Source organism: Falsiroseomonas bella, from assembly GCF_003173615.1.
In the GTDB taxonomy this organism is placed as follows: domain Bacteria; phylum Pseudomonadota; class Alphaproteobacteria; order Acetobacterales; family Acetobacteraceae; genus Falsiroseomonas; species Falsiroseomonas bella.
Genome location: NZ_QGNA01000001.1, coordinates 415,180 through 436,996, shown reverse-complemented (window position 1 = coordinate 436,996; position 21,817 = coordinate 415,180). Strand labels below are relative to the sequence as shown.

Annotated in this window: 21 protein-coding genes, 2 tRNA genes and 1 pseudogene; 10 read left to right on the top strand and 14 right to left on the bottom strand. The window is 72.1% G+C overall.

Annotation, left to right across the window (positions count from 1 at the left end; all coding sequences use genetic code 11):
• The first annotated feature begins 26 nt into the window (after positions 1-26).
• The 3 genes from DFH01_RS01955 (at position 27) to fdxA (ending at position 3,730) form a co-directional block, all read left to right on the top strand.
• Positions 27-3,005, top strand: coding sequence for a helicase-related protein (locus DFH01_RS01955; RefSeq protein ID WP_233255923.1), 2,979 nt, complete (start codon positions 27-29; stop codon positions 3,003-3,005).
• A 3-nt stretch (positions 3,006-3,008) separates the two neighbouring features.
• On the top strand, positions 3,009-3,296 hold the full coding sequence (locus DFH01_RS01950; protein WP_109868712.1) for an RNA-binding S4 domain-containing protein: 288 nt from the start codon (positions 3,009-3,011) through the stop codon (positions 3,294-3,296).
• Positions 3,297-3,397: 101 nt separating this feature from the next.
• Positions 3,398-3,730: a ferredoxin FdxA gene (gene fdxA / locus DFH01_RS01945; RefSeq protein ID WP_109868711.1), complete on the top strand. Its 333-nt coding sequence runs from the start codon at positions 3,398-3,400 to the stop codon at positions 3,728-3,730.
• Between the two features lie 182 nt (positions 3,731-3,912).
• Here fdxA and DFH01_RS01940 read toward each other — a convergent pair whose 3' ends face one another.
• Positions 3,913-4,929 (bottom strand): hypothetical protein, encoded by a 1,017-nt coding sequence (locus DFH01_RS01940; RefSeq protein ID WP_109868710.1) that lies wholly within the window; start codon positions 4,927-4,929, stop codon positions 3,913-3,915.
• On the opposite strand from DFH01_RS01940, the gene DFH01_RS01935 reads away from it, so the two are divergent.
• On the top strand, positions 4,919-5,404 hold the full coding sequence (locus DFH01_RS01935; protein WP_233255922.1) for a CarD family transcriptional regulator: 486 nt from the start codon (positions 4,919-4,921) through the stop codon (positions 5,402-5,404). The genes DFH01_RS01940 and DFH01_RS01935 overlap by 11 nt on opposite strands.
• Positions 5,405-5,450: 46 nt before the next feature.
• Here DFH01_RS01935 and DFH01_RS01930 read toward each other — a convergent pair.
• Positions 5,451-5,525 (bottom strand) — tRNA-Gly (locus DFH01_RS01930).
• A 159-nt stretch (positions 5,526-5,684) separates the two neighbouring features.
• Here DFH01_RS01930 and DFH01_RS01925 point away from each other — a divergent pair.
• A complete protein-coding gene (locus DFH01_RS01925) occupies positions 5,685-5,981 on the top strand; it encodes a hypothetical protein (protein ID WP_109868708.1) in 297 nt (98 codons plus the stop codon).
• An 88-nt stretch (positions 5,982-6,069) separates the two neighbouring features.
• Here the strand turns inward: DFH01_RS01925 and DFH01_RS01920 are convergent, their stop codons facing one another.
• Complete coding sequence (locus tag DFH01_RS01920; protein ID WP_146216972.1) at positions 6,070-6,327, bottom strand: hypothetical protein; 258 nt, start codon at positions 6,325-6,327, stop codon at positions 6,070-6,072.
• Positions 6,328-6,914: 587 nt separating this feature from the next.
• Here DFH01_RS01920 and metZ point away from each other — a divergent pair.
• Positions 6,915-8,105: pseudogene (gene metZ / locus DFH01_RS01915) on the top strand (O-succinylhomoserine sulfhydrylase); the annotation flags it as partial.
• Between the two features lie 280 nt (positions 8,106-8,385).
• Positions 8,386-8,745, top strand: coding sequence for an ArsR/SmtB family transcription factor (locus DFH01_RS01910; protein WP_233255921.1), 360 nt, complete (start codon positions 8,386-8,388; stop codon positions 8,743-8,745).
• 72 nt (positions 8,746-8,817) lie between these two features.
• On the opposite strand, the gene trxC is transcribed toward DFH01_RS01910, so the two are convergent.
• From trxC to DFH01_RS01880, 6 genes are all read right to left on the bottom strand, one after another.
• Positions 8,818-9,267 (bottom strand): thioredoxin TrxC, encoded by a 450-nt coding sequence (trxC, locus tag DFH01_RS01905; protein WP_109868705.1) that lies wholly within the window; start codon positions 9,265-9,267, stop codon positions 8,818-8,820.
• Positions 9,268-9,340: 73 nt separating this feature from the next.
• Positions 9,341-10,507 carry a hypothetical protein gene (locus tag DFH01_RS28395; protein WP_109868704.1) on the bottom strand — a complete coding sequence of 389 codons (1,167 nt, stop codon included), beginning with the start codon at positions 10,505-10,507 and terminating at the stop codon, positions 9,341-9,343.
• Positions 10,508-10,534: 27 nt separating this feature from the next.
• Positions 10,535-11,164, bottom strand: a complete 630-nt coding sequence (locus DFH01_RS01895; RefSeq protein ID WP_109868703.1) for an OmpA family protein — start codon at positions 11,162-11,164, stop codon at positions 10,535-10,537.
• A 464-nt stretch (positions 11,165-11,628) separates the two neighbouring features.
• Positions 11,629-13,020, bottom strand: coding sequence for an alpha,alpha-trehalose-phosphate synthase (UDP-forming) (locus DFH01_RS01890; RefSeq protein WP_109868702.1), 1,392 nt, complete (start codon positions 13,018-13,020; stop codon positions 11,629-11,631).
• Entirely contained in the window at positions 13,017-13,745 is a 729-nt protein-coding gene (gene otsB, locus DFH01_RS01885) for a trehalose-phosphatase (protein ID WP_109868701.1), read from the bottom strand. Before otsB ends, DFH01_RS01890 begins: the two co-directional genes overlap by 4 nt.
• Positions 13,746-13,823: 78 nt before the next feature.
• The gene (locus DFH01_RS01880; RefSeq protein WP_109868700.1) at positions 13,824-14,030 is read right to left on the bottom strand and encodes a hypothetical protein; all 207 of its coding nucleotides are present in this window, start codon (positions 14,028-14,030) and stop codon (positions 13,824-13,826) included.
• A 151-nt stretch (positions 14,031-14,181) separates the two neighbouring features.
• Here DFH01_RS01880 and DFH01_RS01875 point away from each other — a divergent pair.
• Positions 14,182-14,267 (top strand) — tRNA-Leu (locus DFH01_RS01875).
• A 31-nt stretch (positions 14,268-14,298) separates the two neighbouring features.
• Here DFH01_RS01875 and DFH01_RS01870 read toward each other — a convergent pair.
• Complete coding sequence (locus DFH01_RS01870; RefSeq protein ID WP_109868699.1) at positions 14,299-16,014, bottom strand: gamma-glutamyltransferase family protein; 1,716 nt, start codon at positions 16,012-16,014, stop codon at positions 14,299-14,301.
• Between the two features lie 4 nt (positions 16,015-16,018).
• A complete protein-coding gene (locus tag DFH01_RS01865) occupies positions 16,019-17,005 on the bottom strand; it encodes a Bug family tripartite tricarboxylate transporter substrate binding protein (RefSeq protein WP_109868698.1) in 987 nt (328 codons plus the stop codon).
• Between DFH01_RS01865 and DFH01_RS01860 the strand changes: the two genes are divergently transcribed.
• Positions 17,004-17,240, top strand: a complete 237-nt coding sequence (locus tag DFH01_RS01860) for a hypothetical protein (RefSeq protein ID WP_109868697.1) — start codon at positions 17,004-17,006, stop codon at positions 17,238-17,240. The genes DFH01_RS01865 and DFH01_RS01860 overlap by 2 nt on opposite strands.
• A 24-nt stretch (positions 17,241-17,264) precedes the next feature.
• On the opposite strand, the gene DFH01_RS01855 is transcribed toward DFH01_RS01860, so the two are convergent.
• From DFH01_RS01855 to DFH01_RS01845, 3 genes are all read right to left on the bottom strand, one after another.
• Positions 17,265-18,014, bottom strand: coding sequence for a PP2C family protein-serine/threonine phosphatase (locus tag DFH01_RS01855; protein WP_109868696.1), 750 nt, complete (start codon positions 18,012-18,014; stop codon positions 17,265-17,267).
• A gap of 165 nt (positions 18,015-18,179) precedes the next feature.
• Entirely contained in the window at positions 18,180-19,118 is a 939-nt protein-coding gene (gene tagH / locus DFH01_RS01850) for a type VI secretion system-associated FHA domain protein TagH (RefSeq protein WP_109868695.1), read from the bottom strand.
• A gap of 33 nt (positions 19,119-19,151) precedes the next feature.
• Positions 19,152-19,736, bottom strand: a complete 585-nt coding sequence (locus DFH01_RS01845) for a DUF6931 family protein (RefSeq protein ID WP_109868694.1) — start codon at positions 19,734-19,736, stop codon at positions 19,152-19,154.
• Between the two features lie 299 nt (positions 19,737-20,035).
• Between DFH01_RS01845 and DFH01_RS01840 the strand changes: the two genes are divergently transcribed.
• Positions 20,036-21,763, top strand: a complete 1,728-nt coding sequence (locus DFH01_RS01840; RefSeq protein WP_109868693.1) for a ShlB/FhaC/HecB family hemolysin secretion/activation protein — start codon at positions 20,036-20,038, stop codon at positions 21,761-21,763.
• The last annotated feature ends 54 nt before the right edge of the window (positions 21,764-21,817 follow it).

Genomic DNA, 21,817 nt, shown 5'->3' with positions numbered 1-21,817 from the left:
CCCGACGGACCACGCAACGCCTCACGATGTCCGACCGATCGATGTTCCCCGCGCGGGTGCGGGCCGTGCTCGGCCCCACCAACACCGGCAAGACGCACCTCGCCATCACGCGCATGCTGGCGCATGCCTCCGGCATCATCGGCTTCCCGCTGCGCCTGCTCGCGCGCGAGAACTACGACCGCATGGTCGCGGTGAAGGGCGAGAAGCATGTCGCGCTGATCACCGGCGAGGAGAAGATCGTCCCGCCCGAGGCCAGGTGGTTCGCCTGCACGGTGGAGGCGATGCCGCTCGACCGCCGGGCGGAGTTCGTGGCGGTGGACGAGATCCAGCTTTGCGCCGACGCCGATCGCGGTCACATCTTCACCGACCGCCTGCTCAACGCGCGCGGCATGGTCGAGACCATGTTCCTGGGCGCCGAGACGATCCGCCCGCTGCTGCAGCGCCTGGTGCCGCAGGCCGAGATCGAGACGCGGCCGCGCCTGTCGCAGCTGACCCATGCGGGCCAGCAGAAGCTGACGCGCCTGCCCGCGCGCTCCGCCATCGTCGCCTTCAGCGCCACCGAGGTCTACGCCATCGCCGAGGCGGTGCGACGGCGCCGCGGCGGCTGCGCCGTGGTGATGGGCCGGCTCTCGCCGCGCACGCGCAATGCGCAGGTCGCGCTCTACCAGAACCGCGAGGTGGATTTCCTGGTCGCGACGGATGCGATCGGCATGGGCCTCAACATGGATGTGGACCATGTCGCCTTCGCGTCCCTGCGCAAGTTCGACGGCCACGCGCTGCGCGACCTGACGGCGCAGGAAGCCGCGCAGATCGCCGGCCGCGCCGGCCGCGGCATGCGCGACGGCACCTTCGGCACCACCGCGGATTCGCCGCCCATCCCCGACGAGATGGCGAAGCAGATCGAGAACCACGCCTTCGAGCCGCTGGCGCAGCTCGCCTGGCGCAATTCCGACCTCGACTTCGCGAGCGTGGATGCGCTGCTCGCCTCCCTCGCCGCGCCGCCGCCCGCCGCGGGCCTGTCCAAGGGCAACGACGCGGTGGACCACATCACCCTGCACGCCCTCTCGCGCGAGGCCGAGATCCGCGACTTGGCGCAGGGCCGCGCCCGCGTTCGGCTGCTCTGGGAAGCCTGCCAGGTGCCGGATTTCCGCAAGATCGCGGACGACAGCCACACGCGCCTCTGCGGCAAGATCTTCGGGCATCTCGCCAAGGAAGGCCGGCTGCCGCAGGAATGGGTGGCGGGTTCCATCGCCGGCCTCGACAACACCGAGGGCGACCTCGACACGCTGATGGCGCGGCTCGCGAATATCCGCGTCTGGTCCTATGTCGCCGCGCGCGCCGACTGGATGGACGATGCCGCGACACACCAGGCGGAGGCGCGCAAGGCCGAGGACAACGTCTCCGACGCGCTGCATGAACGCCTGCTGGCGCGCTTCGTGGACCGTCGCGCGGCGCATCTGATCCGCAGCCTCGACGATGCCGAGAAGGAGCTGCTCTCCGCCGTCACCCGCCAGGGCGAGGTCGTGGTGGAAGGCCACACGGTCGGCCGCGTGAAGGGCTTCCACTTCGAGCCCGACCCGGCGGCGACCGAGGCCGAGGAGAAGCGCCTCGTGCTGCGCGCCGCCCGGCGCGCCCTGCGGGAGGAGATGCCGCGCCGCCTCGCCTCGCTGGAAGTGGCGAAGGACGAGGCCTTCACCCTCACGCCGCAGCATCGCGTGCTGTGGGACGGCGCCGAGGTGGCGCGGCTGCGCCCCGGGCCCGAGCCCTTGAAGCCGCATGTGGACCCGGTCGCCAGCGAGTTCCTGGACAACGCCCAGCGGGAGCGGGTGCGCGCGCGCATCGCCGGCTGGCTCGACGGTCTGGTGAAGAAGGAACTCGGCACCCTCGGCGCGATCGAGGCGAAGGCCGCCGAGGACAACACGCTGCGTGGCCCGGCCTTCCGCCTGCGCGAAGGCATGGGCCTGGTGCCCGGCGCCACCGAGCGCGACGTGCCGGCCGAGCTGCGGACGCGGCTCAAGACCATTGGCATCCGCGCCGGGCGCTACGCGCTCTACGTGCCGGAGGTGCTGAAGCCGCGCGCTATGGCGCTGCGCGCGCAGCTCTGGGCGCTGCGCCACCACCTGCCGACGCCGGCGCTGCCCAATCCGGGGCTCGTCTCCGTGACGCTGCCCGAAATCCCGCAGCCGCCGCCGGAGGACCCGCAGGCGCCGCGCCCGCCGGAGAGCTGGCCGCCCGGCTTCGCGCCGTTCATCGGCTGGCTGCAGGCCGGCCATGTGCTGCTGCGCCTGGATGTGGTGGAGCGGGTGGCGGGCGAGCTCGGCCATCTGACGCGCCGCGCGCCCGCGCCGCTGCCGGAGGGGCTCGCCTCGCGCCTGGGGCTGAAGGGCGACACGCTCGGGATGGTGCTGGAGGCGATGGGCTTCCGGCTGATCCCCTCCGTGCCGCTCGAGGAAGGGCAGTTCGGCCCGCCGCTGCCTGCCCGCATCGGCACGCTGCGGGCGGAGCGCCCGCCGCGCCGCCCGCCTCAGCCGGAGCGCGCGCCGCAGCAGCCGCGCCAGGATGCGCCGCGCCAGGATGCGCCGCGCTGGGATCCGGCGGTGATGTTTGGCCCGCCGATCCCGCGCGAGCTGCGCGGCCCGCGGCCGGAGCGCGGCCCGCGCCGCGATCCGCGGCGCGAGGGACCGCGCCCCGATCGGCCCCGCCAGGACGGCCCGCGCCCGGAGGCCGCGCCTCAGGAAGGCGCGCCGCCGCGGCGCGAGGACCGCGGCCCGCGGCCCGATCGCCCGCGCTTCGACCGGCCGCGCCAGGACGGGCCGCGGCCCGAGGGGCCGCCGCGCGAAGGGCGCCGCGACGACCGTGGTCCGCGCCCCGATCGTCCGCGCTTTGACGGGCCGCGCCGCGACCGGGACCGCGAGGGCGACCGGGCGCCGCGCGAATACCAGTCCGGTCCGAAGGCCGATTCGCCCTTCGCCGTGCTGGCGCAGCTCAAGCTCAAGAAGGACTGAGCGTTGCAACCAGAGGGCGGCGCCGACTGGCAGCGGCTCGACCTCTGGCTCTGGTGCGCGCGGCTGGCGAAGACGCGGGCGGAATGCGCCCGGCTCGTCGCCGCCGGCGCGGTGCGGCTGAACCGCCAGCCCACCGACAAGGCGCATGCGCGGCTGCGGGTGGGCGACGTGCTGACCCTGGCCCTGCATGGCCGCGTGCGGGTCTGGCGCGTGCTGGCGTTGGCCACGCGCCGCGGCCCGCCGGCCGAGGCACGCGGGCTGTACGAGGACCTGTCCGAGGAGGCCCGCTAAGCGCCCGGGGGCGGCTTGCGTGACGCGGCGCAACAGGCCAATTCTGCGCGGCCGGGCGGGCCGCGGGATATCGCGGCGCCCGCGCCGTGCCGGAGGCTGAAGTGACCTACGTCGTCACCGAGAACTGCATCAAGTGCAAATACATGGACTGCGTCGAAGTCTGTCCCGTGGACTGCTTCTACGTCGGCGAGAACATGCTGGTGATCCATCCGGACGAATGCATCGATTGCGGCGTCTGCGAGCCGGAATGCCCGGCCGAGGCGATCGTGCCGGATTCGGATGACAAGGCCACGGCCTGGGTGGAGCTGAACCGCACCTACGCCACGCAATGGCCGAACATCACCCGCAAGGGTGAGGCGCCGGCCGATGCGGATGAGTGGAAGGACAAGCCCGGCAAGAAGGAGCTGTTCAGCCCGGAGCCGGGGAAGCCCTGAGGCGCCCCGGCGGCCGGCGCGCCGCCGCCGCGCGGCCCCGACCGCTGCCCCGGGGCGGCAACAGCCCTGATCATCCCGCGAGGCGCGCCCCGCCGACCCGCCACGAGGTGCGGGGGTGGCAAAAAGCGCGCGATTGCATTATCTTTTCAACGGGATCGGAAACAGGTTACCGCTTCGGATGCTCATCCGGGCGTAACCCAGGGCGTGCCTGCGAGGGCCCTTTGCGGGGCTCGGGCCCGCCACGCGTAACCGAGCCCGGCGGCGGGACACCGGCTCGCGAGAGCGCGGCGGCAGGGATGAGCGGGTAACGCGATGAAGGCAAGTGCCCAGTCGAAGGCCGGCCGTACCGCCAAGGGCGCGGCCAAGCCTGCCCGGGCCGCCCAGCCGGCGGCGAAGGCGACCACGCGGCCCGCGAAGCCTGCTGCGAGGCCGAAGCAGGACGCCGCCGCAAGACGGACCGGCGCCAAGCCGGCGAAGCCAGCGGCCGCGAAGTCCGCACCGAAGCGGCCAGCGGCGAAGCCCGCCGCGAAGCCGGCCACCAAGGCGGCAGCGCACGCGGCGACCAGGGCCGCGACCAAGACGGCTGGCAAGGCGGTGGCCAAGGCCCCGGCGAAGCCGCCGGTCCGCAAGGCGGCCGCGAAGCCCGCCGCACGCACCGCTCCGCCCGCGCGCAAGCCTGCCGCGCCGACCCTTTCCCGCAGCGCCGCCAAGGCCTCCGCCAAGGCGGCCGCGAAGCCGCCCGTCGCGGTCGTGAAGCCCGCGAAGGCGAAGCCCGTCGCCGCGCCGGCCCCGGTCAAGAAGGCGGCCCTGCCGAAGGCGCTGCCGGCCGTCGCCGCGCCGCCAAAGGTCGCGGTGCCGAAGCCACAAGCATCCAAGCCCGCAGCCTCCAGCCCTGAGGCAGCGAAGCCCGCGCCCGCCAAGGAGGCCCCCCGCCCCACGTCGCCGGCAGTCCCGCCAGCCGAGGTGGCGGCGAAGCCGCACCCGGTCGCCGCAGCCCCGAACGGCGCTGCCCCGAACGGTGCCGCCCCGGCCGCCGCCGCGCCGCAAGCCTCCGCGTCGCCGCCCCGGCCGGCAGCGCCCCAGCCCAACGGTTCGCCCCCCGCGCCCTCCTTCGCCGCGCGTCCGTCGCAGCCGTCCCGCATGATGGGCGGGCCGCCGGCGCCGCCGCCGCGCCAGCGATCGCCGCAGGTGGAGTTCAAGGCGGGCGACCATGTGGTCTATCCCACGCATGGCGTCGGCCAGGTGCAGGGCATCGAGGAGATCCCCGTCGCCGGCCTCTCCCTCAAGGTGATCATCGTCACCTTCGAGGAGAACCGGATGACGCTGCGCGTCCCGGTGAACAAGGCCTCCTCCTCCGGCCTGCGCAAGCTGGCGAGCGAGGCGATCATCAAGGAGGCGCTGGACGTGCTGCGCGGCCGCGCCCGCATCAAGCGCACCATGTGGTCGCGCCGCGCGCAGGAATACGAGCAGAAGATCAATTCCGGCGATCCGCTGGCCATCGCGGAGGTGGTGCGCGACCTGCACCGCAATGCCGGCCAGCCGGACCAGTCCTTCTCCGAGCGGCAGATCTACGAGCAGGCGCTGGACCGCCTCGCGGCCGAACTCGCCGCCATCGACCGCACCGACAAGCCGACCGCGGCGGAGAAGCTGCAGGGCGTGCTCAAGTCGGGCTGACGGGATCGGCTGGAGGCGGGCTCGGCGCTGCCGCGCGCTGGAAACCTGGAGCGGGCGATGGGAATCGAACCCACGACATTCAGCTTGGGAAGCTGACGTTCTACCTCTGAACTACGCCCGCAAGCCAATTAAATCAGCTATTTAGCAGCTCTCGGCGTGGAGTTTTCACTCCACTTTCACTCCCAGCATCGCGCCTGTCTTTCTAGCTGGCGTTCTGGGGTTGGGCAAGGCGACTCCGGCGAGCTGTGCTAGGTTGGTGCGGCAGCGAACGGAGTGACTGGTGGCGAAACGGGGCACGAAGGCTTACGAGCAGGAGATTGTCTGGGTCTTCTACGGCATCAACCCGACAAAGAAGCGGGTTGAGCGCGTAAGCCAGCAGCGTAACGGTGTTCTCTCGAAGATGAATGACGATGCTGTTTTCGTCACACACTACGTGATGCCTGGCCGCAAGGCCGAAACCGAAATCGTAATCGTGTTCGGGCTGACAGACGTGTTCGGCGTTCCGGTATCGTCGGCAGATAGCGAGTGGGTGAAGAAGCAAGTAGCCGAGCTGGAGGCTAAGGCTCGCGCAACGTAGGTCGTGCGCTTTGGCAACTGGGTAGCATGTTGATAATCGGGGACGCACCAAGAGCTACCTCGTAGCGCTCCCCCGACAGTAGCCCTTGTTATCTCTTTAAGCTGTTTGCCAGCGCTTCGGTCAGTATGCGCTCTGCAAGAATTTGCTTGAATTTCTCATCGGTCAGAATGGAGGCGAGCGTCTCCTTGACCAGCAACCTTATCGCCCCATCCTGCTCTTTCACTGCTTCTTCGACTGCCTTTTTTATGGGGCTTGGGTACCCGTCCAAATTATCCTTCATCATCTTGGGCAAACTCTCTATGATGAGAGACTGCACCAAATCCTTTGATACAACAAAATCGTTCATATTATTGATGTTATAGCTACCCAGTTGTCAAAGAACACGTCCTGCTACCTAGCCACGATACCACAAGTGGGACAAAAGACAATAATCCTGTGTGGATAAGTATTTTGTCTTCACTCCCTTTTCACTCTCTAATCCCGTGGATAGGGGCGATGCAGCATGGTCAGCATGAGGAGGGTCGGCGACTCTGAACGTCAGCGATTTCAGAGCTTTGCGAGCTGTATGAGGAATGGTGAGGCGATATGATTACTTGCCTCAAACCTCTTGGGAAGCTGACGTTCTACCTCTGAACTACGCCCGCAGCCCGAGGTCGCCCGCACATATAGGAGCCTCGGCCCGCCGCGGGCAAGCCGCCTTGACCGCCGGCGCCGCGGCAGCCTAAGCACGAGATCGGCGGCGACGCCCCTCGCGATTTGTCCGGCCTGCTTGCGGCGAGGTCCCGGTTGCCCCCGGGCGGTGGCGGAAGCCAGCGAAAACAAGCGCGCTAAACGGCCGTCGCGTCGGCGCCCCGCGCCGCCGCCACGCCCCGCGACAGGGGCCGGACACCCCAGCCGCGTGGCGATGGCCGCGCCGCAGACCGAGGTGTCACGATGGCCAAGCGCCTGCCCGACCGCCCCCTCCGGCCCGCCACCCAGCTCGTTCGCGGGGGACAGATGCGCTCGGGCTTCGACGAGACGGCCGAGGCGCTCTTCCTCACCTCCGGCTTCGTCTACGACAGCGCCGAGCAGGCCGAGGCGACCTTCCTCGGGCAAGTCCAGCACTACCAGTATTCGCGCTTCGGCAACCCGACCGTCTCGATGCTGGAGGAGCGGCTGGCGCTGCTCGAAGGCGCCGAGGCCTGCCGCATGACGGCGACGGGCATGGCGGCGGTTCATGCCTCGATGCTGTCGCACCTCAAGGCCGGCGACCGCGTCGTGGCGAGCCGCGCGCTGTTCGGCTCCTGCCACTGGATCGTCTCCACGCTGCTGCCGCGCTACGGCATCCGCACGGAATTCGTGGATTGCGGCGATCTCGACCAATGGAAGGCCGCGCTCTCCACGCCCGCCGCGCTCGTGCTGCTCGAGACGCCGTCGAACCCGATGCTGGAGCTGGTGGACCTCGCCGCGGTCTGCGACCTAGCGCATCGCGCGGGCGCGATCGTGGTGGTGGACAATGTCTTCGCCACGCCGCTGCTGCAGAAGCCGATGCAGTTCGGCGCCGATGTCATCGTCTATTCCTGCACCAAGCACATGGACGGCCAGGGCCGCGTGCTGGGCGGCGCGGTGCTCGGGAAGAAGAAGTGGGTGGACGAGGTGCTGCAGCCCTTCATCCGCAACACCGGCCCCTCGCTCTCGCCCTTCAACACCTGGGTGATCCTGAAGGGGTTGGAGACGCTGCATCTGCGCCTGCCGGCGATGTGCCGCTCCGCCGCCGCGATCGCCGATTTCCTGGCGGAGCGGGCCGAGGTGGCGCGCGTGCTCTATCCCTTCCGCGTGGACCACCCGCAGCAGGCGCTGGCCAAGGCGCAGATGGCCGCCGGCGGCAGCCTGGTGACCTTCGACGTGAAGGGCGGCAAGGAAGCGGCGTTCCGCTTCATGAACGCGCTCGGCATCGTGGATGTCTCGAACAACCTGGGCGACTCCAAGTCGCTGGCGACGCATCCGGCGACGACCACGCATATGCGCGTGGGGTCGGAGGAGCGCGCGAAGCTCGGCATCACCGACGGCACGATCCGGCTTTCGGTCGGCCTCGAGGACGTGGCGGACCTGGTGGACGACCTCGCCGCGGCGCTCGACAGCCTGACGCCGAGCGCGCCGCCGAAGCGGCGCCCGGCGCCGGTCGAACCGCTGGCCGAGCCGCCGGTCCTCGCCGCCCCGGAGCCGCCGGCCGAATCGGCGCCGCGGCCGAAGCGCAGCCGGCCGAAGGCCGAGCCCAAAGGAGAGGCAGAGGTGCCACCGTTGCTGGATCTTGCCGGCAGCCTGCCAGATGCACCCTCACGCAAACATTAAACGAAAATGCTTCCGCTTGAATTCGCTTCGGGTAACAAGGTATCCGGGCAGGGTGCCCTGATAGGTTGCCATAGTGGATAGGATAGAGGAACTTTCCGCACTCGATCCGGCGCAGGCGTCGCCTGTCAGCCTGGATCAGATGATGGAGGAGAGCGCCGCGGAAGCCGCTGCGCTACTCCGGCTGCTCGGCAATGAGCGCCGGTTGCTGCTGCTCTGCATGCTGATCTCGGAAGGCGAGGCTCACGTCGGTAAGCTTGCCGCGCGCGTCCGCCTGTCCCAGCCGGCGGTGTCGCAGCACCTCGCCAAGCTGCGCGAGGACGGCCTGGTCAAGACGCGGCGCACCGGGACGACGATCCATTACCGGATCGCCGATCCCCGCGTGGAACGCGTGATCCAGGTCCTCACGGACGTCTTCTGCCCGCCTCCGGGCTGAGCGTTCGGCGCGGCGCCGCGTAGGTCCACGCCCGCCGGGTCTCCGGTCCGGGCCGCTACCGGTCGCCGCGGATCAGGCGCGCGCCGCCGGCACGGCATTGCGCGCCCAGGCCACGATGCGCCGCGCCGGTTGAGCGCCCGCCTGCCGCGCCACCTCCCGCCCGCCCGAGAACAACGCAAGCGTCGGGATGCTCGCAATCCCGAGTTCCGCCGCGAGCGCCGGCGCTTCCTCGGTCGAGACCTTCACCAGCCGGATGGCCGGCTCCAGCTCGCGCGCCGCGGCTTCGAATTCGGGCGCCATGGTCCGGCACGGCCCGCACCAGCTTGCCCAGAAATCCACCAGCAGCGGCACGCCGCTATGCTCGGCATGGCGACGGAAGCGCGCCTCGTCCAGCGCCACGGGCCGCGCCTCGAACAGGCGGCGATGGCAGGAGCCGCAGCGCGGACCGTCGGCGAGCCGCGTGCTCGGCACGCGGTTGATCGCGTCGCAATGCGGACAAACGACCTGGGTGGCTTCCTGCATCGGCCTCGCTCCATCGCGGCGAGCCGGCCCGGAAGGACCCTCGCCTGCCGAAACGGATATGGGGTGCCGCCCCTCAGCGCGTCATCGCCGCGCGCAGCCATCCATCCGGCATGCCGGCCATGAACGCCGCGCGCAGCGCCGCGATGCGCTCCGGCGACAGCCCGACGGCGGCCGGGTCGAAGAAGCGGTCGTCCGGCGTGTGGAACAGGAAGGCATGCGCCTCGTTTGCCATGACCTCCTCGAGGGCCTGGTCATAGGACGCCTGGGCGAGCAGCGTCCGGAACCGATCGCGCTCCTCCCCCGTCAGCATCTCCTGCCAGAAGCGCCAGACCAGGGCGGCATAGGCCGGGCTGGTGAAGAACTCGCCATGCGCCAGCTCGTGCCGCAGCATGGCCGCGCGTGCCCGTCCGTCGAGCCAGGGCTCCACGCCGGCATGCGGCACGGAGACCAGCGCACCGGCGGCGTCCGGCCGCAGCCAGTCCAGTTCGCGCAGCAGGGCGCGCAGCCTCTCCTCCTCGGCGTTCAGCGCGATCGCGCCGGCATCGGCGAGCGCGAAGAAGCGCACCAGGTCCGCGGCGCGGTAGTTGTGCCCGTAATAGAAGGTCTCGGCCGTGCCGCCGCCGGCGCGCGTGGCCGCGGCCAGCGCCGCATCGTCCAGCACGCGGTCGCGCGGCAGCCCGGCCTTTTCCACCAGCGCCGCGACGCGGTTCAGCATGCGCGCCTGCTCGCCGAGGGTGGGGAAGTCGAGGACGACGACCAGCGGATTGCCGGCAAGCCGCCGGATCCGCAGCGCAGGGGCGGTGTTGGCGAGGATCTCCGCCTCGGTCGCCATCGGCAGGGCGGGCGCGGGCGGCGGCGGCGCGGCCGGCGGCGTCACAGCGGGTGGCGTGACAGCCGGGGGCGTCGCGGGCTGCGGCGCCTCGGCGCGCGGCGGCGGGGCCGGCACCGGGGCTGGCGGCGGCGCTTCGACAACCGCGGGCGGAGGCGCGGGCGGGGGCGCGGGCGGGGGCGCCTGCCTGATCGCGGGCGGCGCCTCGACGACCGGGCCGGGCGACGGCCGGAACAGGACCAGGGCGCCGCCGCCGGCGAGCGCCAGCGCGATCAGCGCCAGCCAGGGCCAGGCGCCACGGCGCGATGCGGCCGGGGGCGGCGGTTCCGGCGGCGAAGGGGGCGGTGGCTCCGGCACGATCCTGCGCCCGCGCGGAAGGATGACGGTGTCATCCTCGCCGTCGGGCGCCACGGTTCGTGCCGGACAGGAAAGGCGGCGTCAGGCGCCGATGTTGACGACCTGCACGCGGCGATTGCGCGGCTCCGGCACCTGGTCGCGCGTCGGCACCACGGGCTGGGTCTCGCCCATGCCGATCGCCTGCAGGCGCGCGGCCGGGATGGCGAAGCGGGCGGTGAGATATTCGACCACCGCGGCGGCCCGGCGCTCCGAGAGGCTCTGGTTCAGCTCGGTCGCGCCGACCGTGTCGGTGTGGCCTTCCACGCGGAAGCGGAAGCCGGAGAGGTCGGGGCTGGACAGCGCGCGGCCGAGTTCGTCCAGCGTGCGCATCGCCTGCGGCGTCAATTCGGCCGAGCCCGTGGCGAAGTTGACGGTGAGGTTCACCGAGGGCGCGGCCGGCGGCGGCGCCGTGCGGGCCGCGGCCTGCTGCGTCGCGGGCGCCGCCTGGCGCGGCGCGGTCCCAGCGGGCGAGGCGGCCGCGGGCTGCGCCTGCTGCGGGGCGGCAGCCGGCGGGTTCACCGGGCGGATGCCGCGCGTCGGGCCGCCGAGCAGGTCGCCGCTCGGCCGGAGTGCGTCGATGATCTGCTGGGAACTCGGGTTGGACTGCGCCGCGAGGTGCAGTGGCAGCCCGCAGATCCCGAGCACGGCGGCGATGGCGAGGGTCCTGCGCATTCTGACGTCCCTTTGGACGGATGTTTCCCAATTGCATTAAAGCATATCGGCGGTCGTTGCGCGATGCCCGTCCACGCGCCGCCGGAGGGCTGGCCATGTCCTGCCCGGACCGGCGCCGGCGCGCGCGGCCCCGACGGGAAGCGCAGGCGCGGGGCGGCTTGTCCCGCGCTGCCCGGGCTCCGCGGCCCGCCCGCTCGTGAAGGCCTGTCCGGGGCGGTTCGCCCGGACAGGCTTCAAATCCTCGTGTCCGAACGGGGCCGCCGGCGGCCCCCGGCCTCAGGCCGGTGTGCGTTTTCGGTGACCCGAAAACGCCCTCAGACGCCGGCGCTCGCATGCGCTCGCTTGGCTACGTCATGCCGAAGGCATGCTCTCCGCATGCCGCACAAGCGGCGGCGGCCATTCGGCCGCTCGGCCCGCGCACAGTGCGCAGGCCGCCATCGGATCACCAGAAAGGCTCGCCGGTATCAGGCCGCGCGCCGCGCGGGCCCGCTGCCGGCGCGCGCCGGCTCGGGCGCCGCCTCCGCCCCCTCGAGGGCCGCGAGGAAGCGCCGGCACCAGGCGGACGCGTTGTTGGCGCGGATCGCCGCATCCATAGGCTTCCACCGCGCCAGCCGCTCCTCCGCGGGCATGGTCAGCGCGACGTCGAGGGCTTCCGCGATGTCGTCCGGGTCGAGCGGGTTCACCAGAAGCGCGCCTTCCATCTCGCCGGATGCGCCGGCGAAGCGGGAGAGCACCAGCACGCCCGGATCCTCCGGGTCCTGCGCGGCGACATATTCCTTCGCCACCAGGTTCATCCCGTCGCGCAGCGGCGTGACGAGCCCGATGCGCGCAAGCCGCATGTAGCCCGCGAGCGTCGGCCGGGCGACCGCGCGCGTGATGTAGCGGATCGGCCCCCAGTCGGGCTCGGCATACTGGCCGTTGATGCGCCCCACCATCTCGTCCAGCTCGCGGCGCAACGCGCGATAGGTGGCAACGTCGCCGCGGCTGACCGGCGCCACCTGCAGGAAGGTGACGCGCGACCGATGCTGCGGGAAGCGCTGCAGCAGCTTGCCGAAGCCGGCGATGCGCTGCGGCAGGCCCTTGGTGTAGTCCAGCCGGTCCACGCCGATGGCCAGCGCGCGGCCGGCGAGCGAATCGCGCAGCTGGTCCACCTCCTTCGTGCGGAAGCGCCGCGCCGCAAGCGCCGCGAAGCCGGCCGCGTCGATCCCGATGGCGAAGGCGCCCACGCGCGTGGCGGCCTCCGCCTCGCCGCCTGTGACCAGCGCGGCGCGCAGGTTCTCGGCGTCGTCCTCGGTCTGCACGCCGATTGCGTCATGCGCGCCCAGGGCCTGCAGGATCGCCTCGGCCTTGGGCATGCCCATGATCACCGCGCGGGGCGGGAAAGGCACATGCAGGAAGAAGCCGATCTTCTGCCGGCACCCCAGCTTTCGCAGCTCGGCGGCGAGCAGGAACAGGTGGAAGTCGTGCACCCAGATCGTGTCGTCGGGCCTGAGCATCGGCGCCAGCGCCGCGGCAAAGGCGGCATTGACGCGGCGGTAGCCTTCCCAGTCCTCCCGCGCGAAGCGGGCGATGCCCAGCCGGTAGTGCAGCACAGGCCAGAGCGCGCCGTTGGAGAAGCCGAGATAGTAGTGCCGGTAGTCCTCCTCGCTCAGGTCCAGGGTGGCATAGGTGACCCGGCCCTTGCGGTGCTCGGCCGGCGTCGCGGCGGCCTCGGCCACGGTGGCGCCGGACCAGCCGAACCAGAGCGCCTCGCGCCGGTGCAGCGCATCCTTGAGCGCGACCGCAAGCCCGCCGGCGGTGGCCCCGCGTTCCCGCGGATCGGGCACGCGGTTCGCGACGATGACGAGGCGGCTCATCGGGCCACCGCCTCGGCCGGGGCGCCTTCCGCCAGGCGCGCGAGCCAGTCGCGCAGCGCCGCGGGCGTGCCGAAGCTGTCCTGCAGCCTGAGGCCCAGGCCGCCGGCGGCGCGGGCGGCCGCCATGCCCGCCTCGTCGGTGACGTCGTCGCCGACATAGACCGGCAGGCGCCCGGCGAAGGGCGGCGCGGCCATCAGCCGCTCGACGGCCATCGCCTTGGAGACGGCGGCGGGCTTCACCTCCCAGGCCATATGCGCCGGCATGACGACGAAATCCGCGTCGCCGCCGACGAGATCCTCGAGCAGCGCGCGGCCGGGCTGCCCGGCTTCCGGTGCCTGGCGGTAATGCAGCACGAAGCCATGCGCCTTCGGCTCCACCAGGGCGCCGGGATGGGCGGCGGCGAGCGCCTCCGCGCGGTGACGCCATTCGGGCGGCGGGAGGGGCAGGGGTGGGCGCTGGGCCCTGCCACCAGGGGCAGGGCGCAGAGCGGCGCCATGCTCGCCGGCCATGGCGAGCGGGACGGGGAGGAAGGAATCGAGCTCGGCCAGCGGCCGGCCCGAGACGATGGCCAGCGCACCTTCCAACCGGGCCGCGAGGCGGCGCAGCAGCCCCGGCAGCGCCGGCGGAACCACTACCGCATCGGGCCGGGGGGCGATCTCGACGAGCGTGCCGTCGAAGTCGAGGAAGAGCGCTGCCCGGTCGAGGGCGATCGGGAGCGTGTCCATGGCGGTGGCACATAGCAGCCCCGGCCCTGGAATGGGCGTCCGCTCACGGCTTTGTGCCCGTATCGGGGCCGGATTGTGTCAATCCGATGGCGTCGGGGCGAGGCTGGCCAGCGCCATGGCCGGCGGCAGCACCCCCAGCAGAACCCAGTGCACGACCGCCGCTTCCCGCGAGAGCAGCCCGATGGACCAGGCGAGCACGGCGAGCAACTGGACCAGGACCAGCCAGCCGACGGATATGGCCAGGGCACGGGATTCCGGGTCGAGCGCGGCGAGGAAGTTCTTCACGGGCGGCTGTCCGAATGCGGGCGCTGGGCCCGTCAAGGTGAGGATCGTATACGTGCCACGTCTCATCCGGAGCGTCCACACGGGAATGCGAGCATGATGCCTTCGCCCGCGGTTTCCCCTTCGCGCGATCCATCGTAGGACTCCGGCGGCGGCCCCTGTGGCGGAACGGTAGACGCAGGCGACTCAAAATCGCTCGCCCGAGAGGGTGTGGGAGTTCGAATCTCCCCGGGGGCACCAAACCGCGCTGGTCCGGCGCCCCGCGCCGCGACTACAGCGCGATCGCCGCCGCGGGTCGTCGCGGATCGGCGGCGGCGGCGAGAAGGCCACTCTCCGGATCGCTGCGGATCAGCTCGACGCAGCCCGCCACCGCCGTCCATTCCGGCCAATCGGCGACGACATGGCCGCGTGCGGCAAGCTCCGCCTTCACCTCGGCGCCGATGCGTCCCTCGAGCGAAAGCCGTCCCGGGAAGTAGTCATGCGGCGCGGAGGAGGAGGGGAAGGCATAGGTCGCGACGCGCGGCGCCTCCACGGCCTCCTGCGGGCTCATGCCGAAATGCAGCAGGTTCAGCAGCACCTGCAGCATCGCCTGCGGCTGCACGTCGTTGCCCGGCGTGCCGAAGGGCATGACGCCGCCATCGGCGAGTTCCATCAGCGCCGGCATCGGCGTCAGCCGTGGCCGCTTGCCCGGCGCATAGCCGGCGGGATGCGCGGGATCGGTGCGGTTCTGCGAGCCGCGCCCCGAGACCATCAGCCCCGTCCCCGGCACCAGCGGCCCGGTCCAGGATCCGTCCGACGGCGTGGCCGAGACCGCATTGCCCCAGCGATCCACCACGCAGACATAGGAAGTGCCGGCTTCGACCGGCGGTTCGGTCTCGCGCGATGGCGCGTCGGACATCGCCATGCCCGGGGCCGGCCCGGCGCCGATCAGCCGTTCCGGCATGCCGGGATGCGCGTGTTGCCGATCGATGGCGGCGACGCGGCGCGCGATATGCGCGGGCGACAGCATCTCCGCCATCGGCACATCCACGAAGCGCGGGTCGCCCACATGGTATTCGCGGTCGGCGAAGGCGGCCTTGAGACATTCCGTGATCAGGTGGATGTAGTCGGCGGAATTGTGCGCGAGCCCGTCGAGCCCCGCGCGCTCCACCAGCAGCAGCGCCTGCGCGAGCGTCGGCCCCTGGCACCACGGGCCGCAGGTGAAGAGGCGGTGGCCGCGCCAATCCACCGACAGCGCCGGCTCGACGGGCGAATGGTAGGCCGCCATGTCCTCCATCGTCAGGAAGCCGCCTTCCTGTGCCTGGAAGCGCGTGATCTCGCGCGCGATGTCGCCGCGGTAGAAGGCGTCATGCGCCGCCTGCAGGCCGGCCTCGCGGCCCTTCTGCGCCGCGGCGCGCTCCTGCTCGATCATGTGGCGCAGCGACTTCGCCAGGTCCGCCTGCACGAATTTCCGGCCGACCTGCGGCACCGCGCCGCCCGGCAGGAAGATCGCCGCGTTGTAGGCCCAGCGGCGATAGGCTGCCTCGTTCTTCGCGATGTTGTTCGCCAGCACGTCGTACACCGCAAAGCCGTCCTCGGCGAAGCGGAGCGCGTATTGCGCGACGTCGCCGAAGCCCATCGTCCCGTGCCGGCGCAGCGCGGTGATCCAGGCATCCGGCGCGGCAGGCACCACGCTGCGCAGCACGCCCGGCGGCATCTTCCCGCCATGCCGCTCGCGGAACAGGTCGCGCGGGATGGACATCGGCCAGGGGCCGAGGCCGGCGATGGTCTCCACGCGCCCATCCGCCAGGCGGATCAGGATCGGCGCAACGCCCGCGACGCTCACGATGTCCGGATGCAGCACGCCGAGCGCGATGCCCGCCGCCGCGGCCGCATCCACAGCGTTCCCGCCGCCCTCCAGCACCGAGAAGGCGGCGGCGGAGGCCAGGTAGTGCCCCGCGGACACCGCATGCCGCGTGCCGCAGATGGTCGGGCGGGTGGTGCGCATGCCCTCAATCCATCTTCGCGCCGGAGCGCCGCGCGATGTCGCGCCAGCGCCCGATCTCCACCGCCATGTAGTCCTGGAACTCCTGCGCGGTGGAGCTCTGCGGCCGCATCCCCGCGGTGATCATCGCCTGCTGGAAGGGCTCGCTCCGTGTCACCTGGCGGATGCCCTCGCTGAGCTTGCGCAGCACCTCCGGCGGCAGGCCCGCGGGGCCGGCGAAGCCGAGCCAGCCGCTCGCCTCATAGGCTGCGAAGCCCGCCTCGACGAAGCTCGGCACGTCGGGCAGCAGCGGATCGCGCGAGCGGCCGGTGCTGGCGAGTGCGCGGATCTGATCATTGCGCACCGCGGCGAGCAGCGAGTTGATCGTGTTGAACAGCATGTCCACCTGGCCGCCGAGCAGCGCGGTCAGCGCCGCGGGGCTGCCGCGATAGGGCACGTGCACCACGTCCACGCCCGCTTCCAGCCGGAACAGCTCGCCCGCCATGTGGGTGGAGGTGCCGCTGCCCGCGGAGGCCCAGGTGAGCTGTCCCGGCCGCGCCTTCGCCGCCGCGACGACATCCGCCACGCCGCGGAAGGGCGAATCCGCCTTCACCGCCAGCGCGCAGTCGTTCGCCGCGCCGAGGCCGAGCGGCGTGAAGGAGGTCAGGGGATCGTAGGGCACGCTCGGCAGCAGCGCCGGCGAGATCGCCATCGAGGAGGAGTTGATGACGCCGATCGTGTAGCCGTCCCGTGGCGCCTTCGCGATCAGGTCGCTGCCGATGGTGCCGCCGGCGCCGACGCGGTTCTCCACGACGACGGGCTGGCCCCATAGTTCCGACAGGCGCTGCGCGACCACGCGGGCGAGGATGTCCTGCCCCGATCCCGCGGCCGAGGGCACGATCATGCGGATCGGGCGCGTCGGGAAATCGGCCTGCGCGCGCGCGACGAGCGGTGCGGCCAGCGCGGCGACGCCGCCGAGCAGCGCGCGGCGGGAGAATGGCGGGAGAGAGGGCATGCGTCGCACCTTCGGGACCGATGCGCGATCATGGCGCGGTGAGGCGGATCGTCGTCAACCGCTTCGTGCGCCCGCGCGGCCGGGCTGCCGACGCGCGCCCCGAAACCCGCCGGCCCTCGGCCCGTTCTCCCGCTGTCACAGTGCGGAAGCGGAAGCGGCCATGAACAACATCGTCTATATCGTCGGCGCGGTGGTGATCGTCCTTGCGATCCTCAGCTTCATCGGGTTCCGCTGACGTCGGGTCGCAGGCTGGCGGCGCTCAGCCGGGGGGATCCTCCGCCCCGGCCTCCACCACCACGGCCGTGACGTTGTCGCTCGCCTGCCGCGCCAGCGCCGCGGCGACCAGGCGCTCCGGCGCCTCCGTCGCGTCCGGCGTCGCCAGCAGCGCGGCGATCTCCCCGCTGGGCAGCGACTTGGTCAGGCCGTCGGTGCAGAGCAGGAAGCGGTCGCCGGGCAGCACGCGGTCGGAGGTCCGCTCGAGCTCCGGGCCGTCGTCGCCGGCGCCGATCGCGCGGGTGATGACGTTGGCGCGCGGGTGGTTCTCCGCCTCGTCCGGACGGACCATCCCCGCATCCACCAGTTCCTGCACGAGCGAATGGTCGCGCGTGAGTTGCTGCAGCGCGCCGTCGCGCAGGCGGTAGAGCCGCGAGTCGCCTGACCAGAGGCAGGCGAAATGCCCGCCGCGCACCACCAGGACGACGACGGTGGAGGCGATCATGCCGCTGCCCTGGCGTGCCCCGGCCTGGCGCAGCGCCGCATGCACCTTCGCCAGCCGCTCCTGCACCTCGTCCAGCACGCGCCCGGCCGGAAGGTCGTCCGGGACGGTGGCGAGGGCGTCGCGGATCATGCCGGAGGCGACCTCCCCCGCGTGATGGCCGCCGGCGCCGTCCGCCACGGCCCAGAGCCCGGCCTCGGGCCGCTCCACGAAGCTGTCCTCGTTGTGCGCGCGGCGGGCGCCCGGATCGGTCCTGCCTGCGGAGCGGAAGCGCGTGCGCGATGCGGCGGTCATCGCGCATCGCCCGGGATGCGGCGGTGCCGCGGGATCGCGCGATGCGGCCCGTTCACGCGCAATGGCCCATGTCGGGGCGTCGTCCTGCCGTCATCCGGTGGCCTCCGGGTCAGGCAAGGACCGTATCAGCATCGCCCGGCGTCGGTAAGCCGATCCTCCCTCGCCTCAGGCGTCCCTGGCCTGCGCGGCCTTGCGCAGCTCGGCCTCGTAGGCGCGGGCGAAGGCCCTGCCGAAGATGCCGTCGAAATCCTCGGAGAGGCCCTGTAGCAGGGCCGCGTGCCGCGCCTCGAGGGCATCGAAGGCCCGCGCCTTCTGCTGCGGCGAGCGCGAAGCGCCCTGCGCGGGGGGCGGCAGCGCGTCGGGCGAGAGCTCCGCGAGCAACGTGCGCAGGGCCGGCTGCATGGCGGCCAGCCAGGCGACCTCATGCTCCCGCAGGTCACGCAGCACCTCCGCCACCGCTTCCGCAGGGCGCATCGCGCTGCGCCGCCCGGCGCCGAGCAGGGCGGCCATCGCATCGTCGTCGTCGGTCGAGAACTTCAGCGGGTTGTTGCCGCGGGCGCGGATGATCGTGTGCTCGAGGCGCAGCTGCCCCTTGGTTGCCGCGCGCGCGATGAGCACCGCGCGCAGGCCCACGACCATCGCGCGGAAGGCGGCGCCGAGCGCGGCCATGGTGGCGGCCGGATCCTCGATGCGCGCATCCGGCAGGCCCGCGCCCCTCAGGAAGGCCGCGACCGACGCATCCTGCGCGGCCGGGCCTCGCCCGGGCTGCGACACGGCCGCGACGGCCTCGCCCTGCAGGCGGACCTCGATCTCATAGGCGCCGAGATGGATGCGGTCGCCGTCGCGCAGCTCGCGCACCGCACCCTTGCCGATCGCCTCCTCCTCGTCGTTGAGGAAGGTGCCGTTGGTGCTGATGTCGGAGATCCGCCAGCCGCCGTCCTGGAAGGCGATCACGCAATGCCGCTTGGAGAGGTGCCGGTCCGGATCAGGCAGCACCCAGGAATTGCCGGGCGCGCGGCCGAGCGAGACCTCGCCGCCGTCGATCTCGCGGGATTCGGGCACAAGGGGGCCGGGGCCGCGCAGGGCGGAGAGGGTCAGGCGCATCGCGGCGGCGCGTCGGGCGGTGCCATCACGGGGCTATCCTTCGGGTGGCAGGCGGCCGGCGCCGCCCGCGGCGATGTCGCGCGCCGAGTCCAGGAACCGCGCGAGCCGCGCATCGCGCCGGAGCGGGTCGTCGCGCACCGCCGCCAGGTTGATCGCACCCGCGACGGCCGTGCCGGTCAGGTGCGGTGCCGGCGACACCTTGGGCACCGCGGGCGGGGCGATGGAATCGCCGGCCCAGAAGGCCCCCATCGCCGCCCAGGCCTCGGGCGAGTCGAGGCCCTGTGCCTGCGCCAGCTCGAAGGCGGCGTGCCGTGCCGAATCGGTCTGGCGGCGCACCCAGGTCTCGGCGGCGTCGCGCAGCGCGGCGAGCTCCTCCGCCCCGGCCGGGGCGGTGTGGCGCGCGCACATGCAGGCCCACCACACCGCTTCGCGCCTGGGCAGGGCGTGCGCCGCGAGCTGCGCCGCCTCCAGCAGGAAGCCTTCGGCCTCGAGCCGGTCCATCGCCTCGGTCACATGGGCGGTGCCCGCCAGGACCGCACGCGCCGCGTCACCGGCGGTGATGCGATCCAGAAGCGCTGCCAGGTCGCCGTCGAGCCTGTCGGAAACCGCTGCCGGCATGGCTGCCTTCGCCTAGGGCAGCCGCGCGGCCGCGCCGTCGGGACGGGCCGGCGATGCACGGCCTTCGCCCGCTTCTTGCCGGGCAGCCGGCAAGGCCTTCGCGTAACGTGGCAACGCAAGCGGCATCGGCCTGCCCTGTCCCCCCGAGCCGGAGCACTGATTAATTCGGATGCAGTCTATCGTCGCCCGACGCGGCATGCCAGACGTGCACACTGTACTGAAAAGTTGAGACGCCTCTTGATACGTCAGGCGGCGTTCATCTAGCTAGGCAACCAGCGAGCGCGGGGGATCTTCTTGCGATGAGGGGGCTGAGGCGCACAGCCTTGCTGGTGCTGCCGCTCCTGACGCTGCCGCCGCCTTCGGCCGCCCAGCAGATCGGACCGGTGCCGCAGGGCTCTCCGATCCCGCGCATCCTGCCGCGCAGCGCGCCGGAACTCGGCCCGGCGGGGCCCGAGGTGCCCGCCCCGGCGGAAACGCCGATGCCCGACATGGCGGTCCCGATCGCGACGGTCCGCATCGAGGGCGCCACCGCGTACCCCGTCTCGGAACTCGAGCGCCTGCTGCCGCCGCTGACCGGCCCCGCCGTGCCGCTCGCGCGCATCGAGCAGGCGCGGCTCGCGCTGCTGCGGCGCTACCGGGAGGACGGCTACGTGCTGACCGGCGTCTCGGCCGAGGTCGAGGCCGGTGGCAGGCTGCGCTTCCTGGTCGCCGAGGGGCGGATCAGCCAGGTGCTGCTGGATGGCGACATCGGCCCGGCGGCGACCCAGGTGCTGCTGTTCCTGCAGCGGCTCGTCACGACCGGGCCGCTCGACCAGGCGCTGCTGGAGCGGCAATTGCTGCTGGCGCAGGAAGTGCCGGGCGTCACCATCCGCTCCGTGCTGCGCCCGGTGCCGGGCGGCGATCCGGGGGAGCTGCAGCTCATCGCGCAGCTCTCGCGCACGCCCTGGTCGGCGCTGCTCGCGGCGGACAACCGCGGCTACCAGCTGGTCGGCCCGGAACAGGCGGTCGCTGCGCTCAGCCTGAACAGCTTCACGCAGTATGGCGAACGCACCGACATCATCCTCTTCCGCAGCTTCAACGACACCCAGACCTTCGGGCAGGTCGCCTTCGAGACCTTCGTCGGCGGCTCCGGGCTGCGCTTCCGGCTGCAGGGCGGCGCGGGCAACTCGAACCCGACCGGCGAGCTGCGCGCCATCGGCTACGAGGGCACCACCTCCCTCGTCAGCGGCTCGCTGATCTATCCGCTGGTCCGCCGGCGCAGCCAGGTGGCGACGCTCTTCGCCGGGCTGGAGGCGCTGGAGAACGAGATCCGCCTGGGCGTCCAGGGCGGCGGCGACGCGCGTGCCAGCTACGACAGCCTGCGCGTGCTGCGCGCGGGCGGCGAATGGGCCTCGCAGGACGTGCTGCTGGGCGATGCCTTCCCGGCGCTGAACAGCGCCAATATCCGCTTCAGTCAGGGCCTGTCGGGGCTCGGGGCGAGTTCCAACGGCGCGGCGCTGGCAGGCCGCTCCGGGCAGGTGGTGGATTTCTTCAAGGTGGCCGGCGAGGTCACCCGCACGCAGTCGCTGTTCACCCCCTGGGACGGCGCCGTGGTGGGGCTGTTCGGCTTGGTCGCCTTCCAGTGGTCGCCCGACGTGCTGCCGCCGATCGAGAAGTTCTACCTCGGCGGCCTGCGGCTCAACCGCGGCTACTATGCGGGCGAGGTGACCGGCGACAAGGCGTTGTCCACCTCGGTCGAGCTGCGGCTGGACGATGCGTGGAACGTGGATCTCTTCGGCCGCAGCACCGAGGTCGCGGCGCAGTTCTACATGTTCTATGACTGGGGCCAGAGCTTCGAGAACCAGCCGGACCAGCCCGACAGGCGGCTGTCCTCGGCCGGGGCCGGGGTGCGGTTCCTGGTGGACCGGCGCACCGAGATCCAGTTCGAGGGTGTGACCCGGTTCAACCGCTACCCGCAGGGCAACCTGCCGGGGGTGGAGCCACTGTCGCAGGATGCGGCCTACTGGCGCGTCGTGACGCGCTTCTGATGGGGGCGGGAATGCGGCCGCGGAGGCGGAGCAGGACGCAGGCGGGGCAGACGG

Excerpts from the sequence above, each read along its gene's own strand:
- DFH01_RS01955 (WP_233255923.1), top strand. The coding sequence starts at position 27 with ATGTCCGACCGATCGATGTTCCCCGCGCGGGTGCGGGCCGTGCTCGGC.
- DFH01_RS01920 (WP_146216972.1), bottom strand. The coding sequence starts at position 6,327 with ATGAACGATTTTGTTGTATCAAAGGATTTGGTGCAGTCTCTCATCATA.
- trxC (WP_109868705.1), bottom strand. The coding sequence starts at position 9,267 with ATGCAGGAAGCCACCCAGGTCGTTTGTCCGCATTGCGACGCGATCAAC.
- DFH01_RS01895 (WP_109868703.1), bottom strand. The coding sequence starts at position 11,164 with ATGCGCAGGACCCTCGCCATCGCCGCCGTGCTCGGGATCTGCGGGCTG.
- DFH01_RS01890 (WP_109868702.1), bottom strand. The coding sequence starts at position 13,020 with ATGAGCCGCCTCGTCATCGTCGCGAACCGCGTGCCCGATCCGCGGGAA.
- otsB (WP_109868701.1), bottom strand. The coding sequence starts at position 13,745 with ATGGACACGCTCCCGATCGCCCTCGACCGGGCAGCGCTCTTCCTCGAC.
- DFH01_RS01870 (WP_109868699.1), bottom strand. The coding sequence starts at position 16,014 with ATGCGCACCACCCGCCCGACCATCTGCGGCACGCGGCATGCGGTGTCC.
- DFH01_RS01860 (WP_109868697.1), top strand. The coding sequence starts at position 17,004 with ATGCGTCGCACCTTCGGGACCGATGCGCGATCATGGCGCGGTGAGGCG.
- DFH01_RS01865 (WP_109868698.1), bottom strand. The coding sequence starts at position 17,005 with ATGCCCTCTCTCCCGCCATTCTCCCGCCGCGCGCTGCTCGGCGGCGTC.
- DFH01_RS01855 (WP_109868696.1), bottom strand. The coding sequence starts at position 18,014 with ATGACCGCCGCATCGCGCACGCGCTTCCGCTCCGCAGGCAGGACCGAT.
- tagH (WP_109868695.1), bottom strand. The coding sequence starts at position 19,118 with ATGCGCCTGACCCTCTCCGCCCTGCGCGGCCCCGGCCCCCTTGTGCCC.
- DFH01_RS01845 (WP_109868694.1), bottom strand. The coding sequence starts at position 19,736 with ATGCCGGCAGCGGTTTCCGACAGGCTCGACGGCGACCTGGCAGCGCTT.
- DFH01_RS01840 (WP_109868693.1), top strand. The coding sequence starts at position 20,036 with ATGAGGGGGCTGAGGCGCACAGCCTTGCTGGTGCTGCCGCTCCTGACG.